General features: G+C 57.7%; 9 protein-coding genes and 4 tRNA genes. 9 read left to right on the top strand and 4 right to left on the bottom strand.

Translation table 11 applies throughout. The features are described 5' to 3' along the window. The 7 genes from rloB (at nt 1) to AOC04_RS02800 (ending at nt 9,045) form a co-directional block, all read left to right on the top strand. A complete protein-coding gene (gene rloB, locus AOC04_RS02830) occupies nt 1-1,533 on the top strand; it encodes an osmotic stress tolerance membrane protein RloB (protein WP_060691062.1) in 1,533 nt (510 codons plus the stop codon). Then, on the top strand, nt 1,533-2,516 hold the full coding sequence (locus tag AOC04_RS02825) for an alpha-L-glutamate ligase-like protein (protein ID WP_060691061.1): 984 nt from the start codon (nt 1,533-1,535) through the stop codon (nt 2,514-2,516). The genes rloB and AOC04_RS02825 overlap by 1 nt, the downstream gene beginning before the upstream one ends. Nucleotides 2,517-2,693: 177 nt before the next feature. Next, nucleotides 2,694-4,037, top strand: a complete 1,344-nt coding sequence (gene pabB / locus AOC04_RS02820) for an aminodeoxychorismate synthase component I (protein ID WP_060696855.1) — start codon at nt 2,694-2,696, stop codon at nt 4,035-4,037. A 69-nt stretch (nt 4,038-4,106) separates the two neighbouring features. Next, nucleotides 4,107-4,841: a phosphoadenylyl-sulfate reductase gene (locus AOC04_RS02815; RefSeq protein ID WP_060691060.1), complete on the top strand. Its 735-nt coding sequence runs from the start codon at nt 4,107-4,109 to the stop codon at nt 4,839-4,841. A gap of 184 nt (nt 4,842-5,025) precedes the next feature. After that, entirely contained in the window at nt 5,026-5,544 is a 519-nt protein-coding gene (locus tag AOC04_RS02810; protein WP_060691059.1) for a sigma-70 family RNA polymerase sigma factor, read from the top strand. Nucleotides 5,545-5,546: 2 nt separating this feature from the next. After that, nucleotides 5,547-6,533, top strand: coding sequence for a FecR family protein (locus AOC04_RS02805; RefSeq protein WP_060691058.1), 987 nt, complete (start codon nt 5,547-5,549; stop codon nt 6,531-6,533). Nucleotides 6,534-6,609: 76 nt separating this feature from the next. Then, a complete protein-coding gene (locus tag AOC04_RS02800; protein ID WP_060691057.1) occupies nt 6,610-9,045 on the top strand; it encodes a TonB-dependent siderophore receptor in 2,436 nt (811 codons plus the stop codon). 186 nt (nt 9,046-9,231) lie between these two features. Here the strand turns inward: AOC04_RS02800 and AOC04_RS02795 are convergent. The 4 genes from AOC04_RS02795 to AOC04_RS02780 all read right to left on the bottom strand — a co-directional run bounded on the left by AOC04_RS02795 (nt 9,232) and on the right by AOC04_RS02780 (nt 9,793). Next, nucleotides 9,232-9,308 (bottom strand) — tRNA-Asp (locus tag AOC04_RS02795). A gap of 19 nt (nt 9,309-9,327) precedes the next feature. Beyond that, nucleotides 9,328-9,403, bottom strand: a tRNA-Val gene (locus AOC04_RS02790). Nucleotides 9,404-9,621: 218 nt separating this feature from the next. Further along, a tRNA-Asp gene (locus AOC04_RS02785) sits at nt 9,622-9,698 on the bottom strand. Between the two features lie 19 nt (nt 9,699-9,717). Beyond that, nucleotides 9,718-9,793 (bottom strand) — tRNA-Val (locus tag AOC04_RS02780). Nucleotides 9,794-9,953: 160 nt separating this feature from the next. Between AOC04_RS02780 and rdgC the strand changes: the two genes are divergently transcribed. Further along, nucleotides 9,954-10,874, top strand: coding sequence for a recombination-associated protein RdgC (gene rdgC, locus AOC04_RS02775; RefSeq protein ID WP_003442690.1), 921 nt, complete (start codon nt 9,954-9,956; stop codon nt 10,872-10,874). 109 nt (nt 10,875-10,983) lie between these two features. Next, the gene (locus AOC04_RS02770) at nt 10,984-11,949 is read left to right on the top strand and encodes a bile acid:sodium symporter family protein (protein ID WP_060691056.1); all 966 of its coding nucleotides are present in this window, start codon (nt 10,984-10,986) and stop codon (nt 11,947-11,949) included. The last annotated feature ends 92 nt before the right edge of the window (nt 11,950-12,041 follow it).

Genomic DNA, 12,041 nt, shown 5'->3' with positions numbered 1-12,041 from the left:
ATGCGCGCCCTAACCCTTCACCTGAAAATCTTGATCACCATCCTTGTGGTGCTGGGCATTTCGATTACTGCCTATCAGATTTTTGCTCTCGGCATTCCTGTGACCGAAGACGCAACCGACGACCTGTGGAACATCGATGCCAAAGTCGAGTTTGTTGCCAGCTCAAAAGACCCGGTCAAGATTCAGATGTTCGTGCCGCCTCTCAACCGCGACTACGTCAGCCTGAACGAAAGCTTCATTTCCAATAACTACGGGGTGAGCGTCAACCGGGTTGACGGCAACCGCAAGGTGACCTGGTCCGCACGCCGTGTGAGCGGCAAGCAAACCCTTTACTACCGCCTGGTATTGACCAAGCGCTATTCGGGTGACAAGTCCAAGGTCAAAGGCCCGGTCTTCCGCGACAGCATTGCCGTTGAAGGCCCGGAAAAGATTGCTGCAGAGGCATTATTGGCACCGATTCGCCAACACTCAGCCGACGTCGAGACCTTTATCAGCGAAACCATCAAACGGGTGAACAACCTCAATGATGACAACGTCAAACTGCTGTTGGCCGGCGACCCGTCCACCGCGCATAAAGCCCAGGTCATCGAACTGTTGCTGTCGATTGCCCACGTACCGATGGAAAAAGTCCACACCATCCGCCTGGTAGCCGATCAGCCGCAGAACCCTGAACTGTGGCTGCGCAGCTTCAACGGGAATGACTGGCTGTATTTCAATCCGGAAACAGGCGAGCAAGGCCTGCCGTCCGACCGCCTGCTGTGGTGGATCGGTGACGAACCCATGGTCACCGTGGATGGTGGCAAGAAGCCGAACGTGACGTTCAGCCTGAACAACAGTGAAATGAACGCCATCCGCCTGGCCAAGCTGACGGACGAGAACACCGACGCCAACTTCCTTGAGTACTCGCTGTACGGCCTGCCACTGCAAACCCAGCAAACGTTCATGATCATGGTGATGATCCCGATTGGTGTGCTGGTGATTCTGGTCCTGCGCAACCTGATCGGCCTGCAGACCCTGGGCACGTTCACCCCGGTACTGATTGCCCTGGCGTTCCGCGAAACCCAGCTGGAGTTCGGCATCATCCTGTTTACGGTGATAACGGCACTCGGATTGATGTTGCGCTCCTATCTGGAGCACCTGAAGCTGCAAATGCTGCCGCGACTGTCCGTGGTACTGACCTTCGTGGTGATACTGATAGCTGCCATCAGCCTGTTCAGTCACAAACTGGGCCTGGAGCGCGGACTGTCAGTGGCACTGTTCCCGATGGTGATTCTGACCATGACCATCGAGCGCTTGTCGATCACGTGGGAAGAACGTGGTGGCGGCCATGCAATGAAAGTCGCAATCGGAACGCTGTTCGCCGCGACGCTGGCGTACCTGGTCATGAGCATCCCGGAACTGGTGTACTTCGTGTTTACGTTCCCGGCCGTTCTGCTGATTCTGGTGGGCTTCATGCTGGCCATGGGTCGCTATCGCGGCTACCGCCTGACCGAGCTGATCCGTTTCAAGGCCTTCATGAAGGCTGACTCCTGATGTTTGGCTTCTGGAAGACCTGGAAGGCCCTGGAAGCCAGAGGCATCATGGGCATCAATCGGCGCAATGCGGACTACGTACTCAAGTACAACAAGCGCAGCCTGTATCCGATTGTGGATGACAAAATCATTACCAAGGAGCGCGCCATCAAGGCGGGGATTCACGTACCGGAAATGTACGGGGTGATCTCCACCGAGAAAGAAATCGAAAAACTCGACGACATCATTGGTGGCCGTAACGACTTCGTGATCAAGCCCGCACAAGGTGCGGGCGGCGACGGCATTCTGGTGATCGCCGACCGTTTCGAAGATCGTTTTCGTACAGTGTCGGGCAAGATCATCAGTCACGATGAAATCGAACATCAGATTTCAAGCATTCTGACCGGCCTTTATTCCCTGGGCGGCCACCGCGACCGGGCACTGATCGAGTACCGGGTTATCCCGGACCAGATCTTCAAAAGCATCAGCTATGAAGGTGTGCCGGACATTCGCATCATCGTTTTGATGGGCTACCCGGTGATGGCCATGCTGCGCTTGCCGACCCGTCAATCGGGCGGCAAGGCCAACCTGCACCAGGGCGCGATCGGGGTCGGCGTCGATCTGGCGACCGGCCTGACCCTGCGCGGCACCTGGTTGAACAACATCATCAGCAAACACCCCGACACCACCAATGCGGTAGACGGCGTGCAACTGCCCAATTGGGACGGTTTCATGAAACTGGCTGCCGGCTGCTATGAGCTGTGCGGGCTGGGCTACATCGGCGTCGACATGGTGCTCGACCAGGAGAAAGGCCCGCTGATTCTGGAGCTCAATGCCCGCCCGGGCCTGAACATCCAGATTGCCAACGACTGCGGTCTGACGCTGCGCACCCACGCAGTAGAAGCCCACCTTGAAGAGCTGGCCGCCAAAGGCATCCAGGAAACTGCGCAAGAACGCGTGCGCTTTGCCCAGGAGTTGTTCGGGCATATCCACTCCACCGAATAAAGCCCAGGCAACACTTGTGGGAGCGGGCTTGCCCGCGATGGCATCAATGCCGTTTATCAAAACATCGCTGGCAAGCCGGCTCCCACAAGGCTCTTGCCATCCGCTCCCTCAAGACTTGGTTGCTGCCTTGCACAGGATTACAATCGCCACCCCGCTCCGATGGCTGATTGGCTTCGCATGTTGACCTGCTCTGTATATCCCCTGCCTTACCAGGCCAATCCCGCCGAGTATTTTGCGGCGATTCGCCATGCGCCCGGCGCCGTGCTGCTGGACAGCGGTCGCCCTGCAGCCGAACGTGGCCGTTACGACCTGCTCAGCGCCTGGCCGCTCGCAGAGTTGTGCGTGCAACCGGAGGAATCGGGACGCCATTTTTTACAGCGCCTGCGCGACAGTCTGAAGCAACTCGGTAACGCCAGCCTGCCGGACCACTACGAACTGCCGTTTGCCGGCGGGCTGATCGGCTACTTGAGTTACGACTTCGGGCGCCGTCTTGAGCAACTGCCCGCGCAGTCCCGCGATGATCTGCAATTGCCGGACGCACAACTGGGCCTGTATGCCTGGGCATTGATCAGCGATCACCAGCAACTCACCAGCCAACTGGTGTTTCATCCCGCGCTGGCGGCCAGCGAACGTGAACGTTTGCTGCTGCTGTTCAGCCAACCGGCGCCAACACTGAACCAGGCATTCTCGCTAAAACGGCCCATGCAGCCGGACATCAGCGCCCGCCAGTATGAGCAGGCACTGGAGCAGGTTCAGCGCTACATCCAGGCCGGCGACTGCTATCAGGTCAATTACACCCAGCGTTTCAGCGCACCGTGTCAGGGCGACAGCTGGACTGCCTATTGCGCACTGCGCGCCGCCTGCCCGACGCCGTTCTCAGGTTTTATGAGCCTGCCCCAAAACAACGCGATTTTGAGCCTGTCACCGGAACGCTTTGTGCGGGTCAGCCACAACCAGGTGGAAACCCGCCCGATCAAAGGCACCCGCCCGCGAGGCAAAGACAGCGCCGAAGATGCAGCAAACGCCGCCGAACTGCTGGCCAGTCCTAAAGACCGCGCTGAAAACCTGATGATCGTTGACCTCTTGCGTAATGACCTGGGCCGTACTTGCCGTACCGGCTCGGTCAGCGTACCGCAGCTGTTTGCCCTGGAAAGCTACCCCAACGTTCACCACCTGGTGAGCAGCGTTACCGGGCAGTTGGCTGAAGGCAAAGACGCACTGGATTTGATTGGCGACAGTTTCCCCGGCGGTTCAATTACCGGGGCCCCGAAAATCCGCGCGATGCAAATCATTGATCAGCTGGAACCGACAAGACGCAGCATTTACTGCGGCTCGCTCCTGTATCTCGACGTGCGCGGCGAAATGGACAGCTCTATCGCTATCCGCAGCCTGCTGATCAAGGACGGACAAGCGAGTTGCTGGGGCGGTGGCGGGATAGTGGCCGACTCGCACTGGCAGGACGAATATGAGGAATCGATCACCAAGGTCAAAGTGCTGCTTGATACGCTGCAAACCCTGTAGCCCGCGGTTTTTGCTAACATCGCCACCACTAGAGAGCGCCCAGCGCCATTCACTGTAGGAAGCCGCCTGATGAGCCATCCGTTCGACGTCGCCGAACTCGCCGCGACATACGCCAGCAAGTCCCCGCAGGACATTCTCAAACTAGCCTTTGAACATTTTGGTGACGAACTCTGGATCTCATTCAGCGGCGCCGAAGATGTCGTGCTGGTGGACATGGCCTGGAAGCTGAACAAGAACGTCAAGGTTTTCAGCCTCGACACCGGCCGTCTGCACCCTGAGACCTACCGGTTTATCGAGCAGGTGCGCGAGCACTACAAGATCCAGATCGAGCTGATCTCGCCGGATCAAAGCAGGCTTGAGCCGTTCGTCAAAGAAAAAGGCCTGTTCAGCTTCTATAAAGATGGCCACGGCGAGTGCTGCGGCGTGCGTAAAATCGAGCCGCTGCGCCGCAAACTGTCGACCGTCAAGGCCTGGGCCACCGGCCAGCGGCGCGACCAGAGCCCGGGCACCCGCAGCCAGGTGGCGGCACTGGAAATTGATGGCGCATTCTCCACACCCGAGCGAGCGCTGTACAAATTCAACCCGCTGGCGCAAATGACCAGCGAGGAAGTCTGGGGCTACATCCGCATGCTGGAGTTGCCGTACAACAGCCTGCACGAGCGTGGTTTTATCAGCATTGGCTGCGAGCCCTGCACCCGCCCGGTGCTGCCAAACCAGCACGAGCGCGAAGGTCGCTGGTGGTGGGAAGAGGCAACTCAAAAAGAATGTGGCCTGCACGCAGGCAACCTGATCGCCAAAAACTGACCTGCCCCCCCCCCGTAGGAGCGAACTTGCTCGCGAGCTCTTGAAAAGCCCGCGAGCAAGCTCGCTCCTGCCCATAAGCTCGCGCCTGCAGACAGCGCGCCCCGGCAATCATTCGCAGTTGCGTTTACCCCGGACTTGCATTCAGAATTAGTAATAATTCTCAATAACGTCTGAGCCACAACCTATGTCTACGGGTGAACCTGCGTTCCAGGCCGCGATTTCCAATCTGTACTGCGAGCATCACGGCTGGCTGTTTGGCTGGCTGCGAAGAAAACTCGGCTGCGCCCGGAATGCCGAAGACCTGGCACAAGACACCTTTACCCGAATTCTCAACGCCCGCGAGTCGGTCGCCACCCTGCGCGAGCCCCGGGCGTTTTTGAGCACGACCGCACGCCGCCTTATCATTGATCAGGTGCGGCGCAAACACATCGAAAACGCCTACCTGCAAGAACTTGCGCTGACCGCACACGCCCTCGAAGGCTTTCAATCACCCGAGCAGATCCTCACCACGCTGGAAGCACTCGAACACATCGCGTTCATTCTGGAAGGTATGCAGGACAAGGTTCGCCAGGCCTTTGTCCTGTATTACCTCGATGGCTTGAAACAGAGCGAGATCGCCCGGCAACTGGCGCTGTCTGATCGTACGGTGCGCAAGTACCTGATGCAGGCTTTGCTGCACTGCAGCCATAGCCTGGACACCTGACCATGCCCGTGCCGCATCCGACCATTGACGAGCAAGCCGCCGAGTGGATTCTTCAACTGCATGAAGAAAGCACCAATGATGCGCTGCGCCTGCAGTTCGAGTGCTGGAAGCGACAAAGTCCGCAGCACGCTGCCGCTGCCTTGCGCATGCAAGATGTGATCAGTCGCCTGCAGTCATTGCGCGGGCAATCCGCCCCGGCCAATGCCGCACTCACCGCCGCCTTTAGCAGGGGCAAACCTGCTGGCCGAGGCAAGCGGGTATTGCGCGCACTACTGATTGCCGGCTGCCTGGGATTACCGAGCGCACTGATATTGCAAAGCCAGTATCCAAAGCAGTGGATGGCCGATATCAGGACCGGCCCCAATGACTGGAAAAGCCTGCGTCTGGCCGACAACTCAACGATCACCCTCAGCGGTACCAGTGCAGTGAATGTGCATTTCAACGACCAGGAACGGCGCATCGAGTTACTGCAAGGAGAAGTGCTGGTGGAAGTTGCTCACGACAACGCACGCCCCTTTATCGTGCAGACCGACGAGGGCAGCATGCGTGCGCTGGGCACCCGCTTCGTGGTCAAACATCTGCCCGACACCACTGTTTTGAGCATGCTGCAGTCGCGGGTCGCCGCACAAAGCGCTGACGAACAACAGACACTGGAGGTCGGTACTGGCTCCCGGGCGCTGATCCGCCGCGACTCGGTAGAACTGTCAGGTACGCTCGACCCCGCCAGCATTGATGAGGCATGGCGGCGCCACCAAATGGTGGTCGATAACCAGCCTCTGACTCTGGTGCTCGATGAAATCTCCCGGCATCGTCGCGGCCATCTTCAATTTGACCGCCAGGCCCTGGCCAATTTGCGCGTATCGGCCGTATTGCCGCTGGATAACACCGATCGGGCTCTGCAATTGATTGCTGAAACCCTGCCTGTGACGATTAGAACCTACAGCCCGTGGCTGGTGGTGATCAGTCAGCCACAGCAATCTAAAAAATAATTATTCGCATTCCTTCCGCTTTTTTCGAGCCAGCCGTCAAGGTAGATACATAGAACCCTAAAGGACTGCGCTTCCCATGCTGACTTCCTCCCACCCTCGCGGGCGTTTTAGCCCGCGGGCCTGCACCCCGCTGGCCCTGGCCATTCACTTGATTGTCGCTTCGGCGAGTGGCGTGCTGTGCAGCACCGTCGCTCAGGCGCAGTCGGCATCGAAAACCTATGACATTCCATCCGGCCCGCTGAGCAGTGCCCTGAATCGCTTTGCACAACAGGCCGGGGTAGCGATTATTTTTCAGTCCGCCAGCCTGGACGGACTGACGACACCCGGGCTGCACGGCACCTACAACGAGCATTCCGGATTCGAAGCCTTGTTGCACGACAGCGGCTATACCGCCGTTAAAAGTGCCAATGGCTACACGCTCGATGCGTTGCCTGCGGCGGGCGGAAGTCTGGAACTGGGCGCCACGCAAGTCAGCGCCAACCAGCTGGGCACCATCACAGAAGGTTCGGGCTCCTACACGCCCGGCAGCATCGCTACTGCCACGCGCATGGTGCTGACGCCGCGCGAAACCCCACAGTCGATATCGGTGGTCACGCGCCAGGCAATGGACGATTTCGGTCTCAACTCGATCGATGATGTGATGCGTCATACCCCCGGCATCACCGTTGCAACCTATGACAGTGATCGCACCAGCTACTATTCGCGCGGTTTTGCGATCAAGAACTTTCAGTACGACGGCATTCCGATCCTGCAAGACCCGCAATACTCTGCCGGGCACACCCTGACTGACACTGCCATTTACGACCGGGTCGAAATTCTCAAGGGTGCAACCGGGTTGCTCACCGGTGCAGGCGGCCCCGGCGGCACCATCAATATGGTGCGCAAAAAACCGACCCGCGAGTTCAAGGCCCATGTGGATGTGGGCGCAGGGTCCTGGGACAACTACCGCTCGGGGATCGACGTCAGCGGGCCGCTGACCGAAAGCGGCAATGTGCGGGGCCGGGCCGTGGCGGCCTATCAGGACAAACACTCGTTCATGGACCACTACAAGCGCGATAGCGAGGTTTACTACGGCATCCTGGAAGTGGACCTGACGCCGGACACCCTGCTGACTCTTGGCGCCGATTATCAGAACAACCACCCAAAAGGCTCCAGCTGGTCGGGCAGTGCCTCACTGTTCAACTCCGCCGGCGAGCGCATCAGCACCCCTCGCTCATTCAACAACGGCGCGAAATGGAGCAGTTGGGAGCAATACACGCGCACGGTTTTTTCAACCCTGGAGCACAGCTTTGATAACGGCTGGGTACTCAAAGGCCAGTACAACCACCAGGTCAACGGCTATAACGCACCGCTCGGCGCGCTGCTGGACCCGGACGTGAACACCGGACTGGCGCCAATGCTGGCCCGCAAGTACACCGGCGAATACGTCAGCGACAGTGGTGACCTGTTTGCCAGCGGTCCATTCAGCTTGCTGGGGCGCGAACATCAATTGGTGATCGGCGGCTCGGTAGCGAAGTCGCACTGGACCGGCAAGGACTACACCAACGCCAAAATGGTCGACAACGCCTATGACTACTACAACTGGGATGGCGACAGCCTCGAACCGGACTGGGGCAACGTAACCTCCTACAACGATGAAACAACGCGCCAGACCGGTACTTACATGACCGGGCGCTTCAGTCTCACCGATGATCTGACGCTAATGCTCGGTACGCGCGTGGCCGATTACACCCTGACGGGCACCAGCCATGCCAAAGACACCGGTAAGGTGCTGCCCTATGCCGGGGTGATCTACGACATCAACGAAAATATTTCCGCCTACGCCAGCTATACCGAAATTTTTTTGCCGCAGTCCTATTACCGCGATCGCGACAACAAGATGCTTGAGCCCGATGAAGGCACCAACTATGAGCTGGGCTTGAAAGGCGAGTTCTTTGATGGCCGCCTGAATTCAAGCCTGGCCTACTTCGAGGTTCATCAGGACAACCGGCCAGAAGCAGACACTGTCTATAACGCCCATCCGACCAATCCGGACATTGAGTACGCCTATAAAGGCATCAAAGCCAAAACCAGAGGCTACGAAGCAGAAATTTCTGGCGAACTTATGCCCGGCTGGCAGTTGCAGGCGGGCTACACGCACAAGATCAGCCGTGATCAGAGCGGTAAAAAGGTATCGACGTGGGAGCCCGAGGATCAAATTAATCTGTACACCAGCTACAAGCTGACCGGCGACCTCGACAAGCTGACGCTGGGCGGCGGGGTTCGCTGGCAGGGTACGGGCTGGCAAATGCTGACCAACTGGAATAAAGGCGGGGTCGAGGAGAAGTTTTCACAAGATCCGTACTGGCTGGTTGACCTGATGGCTCGCTACCAGCTTACGAAAAACCTATCGGCCACCGTCAATCTGAACAACGTGTTCGACAAGTCGTACTACACCAATATCGGTTTCTATAACTCGTCGTATTACGGTGACCCGCGCAATGTGATGGTCAGTACCCGCTGGGACTTCTAAAAAGCAGGCTGACCTGAAATTTTTGCAATACAAACCCTGTAGGAGCGAGCTTGCTCGCGAGCCCTTCGTTGCTGCGTTGAAATGCTCGCTCCTACCGGATCTGCAAAACACACGCACACAAAAAAGCCTGCACAAGGCAGGCTTTATTGCGTGTCACAAGCGTTCAAGGGGCTTGTGACTCTAATATGGCGCAGCGGACGGGACTCGAACCCGCGACCCCCGGCGTGACAGGCCGGTATTCTAACCGACTGAACTACCGCTGCGCGTAACACTGAAAGCGAATGGTGGGTGATGACGGGATCGAACCGCCGACCCTCTGCTTGTAAGGCAGATGCTCTCCCAGCTGAGCTAATCACCCTTTCACTTCACTCTCGTTGCGGGGCGCATTCTCTCACACTTTTTGTGTAAGTGGTTGTTTTTATTCAGGTTTTTTTCAAAACCCGGTAAAAACTTCCGTTTCCAACGCCCTGCTCTTTGATCCTGCAGCGAACTGCAAAATCGAAGCCTTTCAAGAAAAAGCCCGCATTCAGCGGGCTTCCCCTGACCACAAGCGTTCAAGGGCTTGTGGTTAAAATATGGCGCAGCGGACGGGACTCGAACCCGCGACCCCCGGCGTGACAGGCCGGTATTCTAACCGACTGAACTACCGCTGCGCGTAACACTGTGAGCGAATGGTGGGTGATGACGGGATCGAACCGCCGACCCTCTGCTTGTAAGGCAGATGCTCTCCCAGCTGAGCTAATCACCCTTTCACTCTCGGTGTGGCGCGCATTCTACGTAGCGACCTATAGTCTGGCAAGCACTTTTTAAAATAATTTTTCTAAGCCTGCCAAAGGGTTAGCGCAGGGTTGGCCTATGGCTCCATGAAGCGAATAATGCCTGCTTTGTATATAGGAGTGATTCACCCCATGTGGTTCAAAAACCTGCTTATCTATCGCCTGACCCAAGATCTGCCTTTTGATGCGCAGGTGCTGGAAACTGCACTGGCCACCAAACCGGCCCGCTCGTGTTCAAGCCAGGAATTAGCCACCTACGGTTTCGTTGCCCCTTTCGGCAAAGGTGAGGACGCACCGCTGGTTCACGTCAGCCAGGACTTCCTGCTGATCGCGGCCCGTAAAGAAGAACGCATCCTGCCGGGCAGCGTTGTACGTGATGCATTAAAGGACAAGGTCGAAGAGATCGAAGCCGAACAGATGCGCAAGGTCTATAAGAAGGAACGCGATCAGCTCAAGGATGAAATCATCCAGGCCTTCTTGCCCCGCGCCTTTATTCGTCGCTCGGCAACCTTTGCGGCCATCGCACCTAAACAGGGCCTGATCCTGGTCAATGCGTCCAGCCCTAAACGCGCCGAAGACTTGCTGTCGACCCTGCGTGAAGTCATCGGCTCGCTGCCGGTTCGCCCTCTGGCTGTGAAAATGGCTCCAAGCGCGGTCATGACTGAATGGGTCAAAACCCAAAAAGCTGCCGACAACTTCTTTGTCCTTGATGAATGCGAGTTGCGCGATACCCACGAAGATGGCGGCATCATCCGCTGCAAGCGTCAGGACCTGACCAGCGACGAAATTCAGCTGCACCTGAGCACCGGCAAGGTTGTGACTCAGCTGTCACTGGCCTGGCAAGACAAGCTGTCGTTCGTACTGGACGACAAACTGGTAGTCAAACGCCTCAAGTTTGAAGACCTGCTGCAAGATCAGGCAGAACAGGACGGCGGAGACGACGATCTGGGCCAGCAGGACGCCAGCTTCACCCTGATGATGCTGACTTTTGGCGAGTTCTTGCCCCAGCTGTTCGAAGCACTGGGTGGTGAAGAGATTCCGCAGGGAATCTGATCCATCCATATCTGCTGCAGGCGCGAGCTTTTTCAATGCTGCAACGAAGATCTCGCGAACAAGCTCGCTCCTGTAGAGGGATATCTAATAATCACAATAAAGGAACACCATGCGTGCACTTGCTGCTTTAAGCCGCTTTGTCGGTAATACCTTCGCTTATTGGGTACTGATATTCGCCGTACTGGCGTTTCTTGAACCGGCCTGGTTCTTCGGCCTTAAAGGCTTCATCGTGCCCCTGCTGGGCCTGGTGATGTTCGGCATGGGCCTGACCCTCAAACTCGAAGATTTCGCCGAGGTCGCCCGCCACCCATGGCGCGTGGCACTGGGCGTCATCGCTCATTTCGTGATCATGCCCGGCGTGGCGTGGTTGCTTTGCCAGGTCTTCCACCTGCCAGCGGAAATTGCCGTTGGCGTGATTCTCGTCGGCTGCTGCCCAAGCGGCACTTCTTCCAATGTCATGACGTGGCTGGCACGGGGCGATCTGGCCCTGTCCGTCGCCATTGCCGCTGTTACCACCCTGCTCGCTCCGCTGCTGACGCCGGCGCTGATCTGGTTGCTGGCATCGGCGTGGCTACCGGTTTCCTTCATGGAACTGTTCTGGTCGATTCTGCAGGTAGTGCTGCTGCCGATCGTGCTGGGCGTTCTGGCTCAACGATTGCTGGGGGCACGGGTGCGCTTCGCGGTTGACGTACTGCCGCTGGTCTCGGTGATCAGTATTGTGATTATCGTCGCCGCCGTGGTCGCGGCCAGTCAGGCGCAGATCGCCAAGTCAGGCTTGCTGATCATGGCCGTGGTAATCCTGCACAACAGCTTCGGCTATTTACTGGGTTACTTTACCGGTCGCCTGTTCAAGCTGCCCCTGGCCCAGCGTAAATCCCTGGCACTGGAAGTCGGCATGCAGAACTCGGGCCTGGGGGCCGCATTGGCCAGTGCGCACTTCTCGCCCCTGGCGGCAGTACCCAGCGCACTGTTTAGCGTGTGGCACAACATCTCCGGGGCACTGCTTTCGACGTATTTCCGACGCATGAGCGAGAAGGAAGACCGCATCGCGGCACAAAAAGCGGCTACAGAATGACACTTCGGGGTTGTCTGCCAGATTAATCATGTGCAATATACTGCGCACTGCGAGGACGACCTCGCGACTCATCGAGTGATTACTCCGGGGAC

Origin of the sequence: Pseudomonas versuta, assembly GCF_001294575.1 — a bacterium.
Classification (GTDB): Bacteria; Pseudomonadota; Gammaproteobacteria; order Pseudomonadales; family Pseudomonadaceae; genus Aquipseudomonas; species Aquipseudomonas versuta.
The sequence above is the reverse complement of the archived record's forward strand: the minus strand, read 5'-3'. Positions and strand labels throughout refer to the sequence as shown.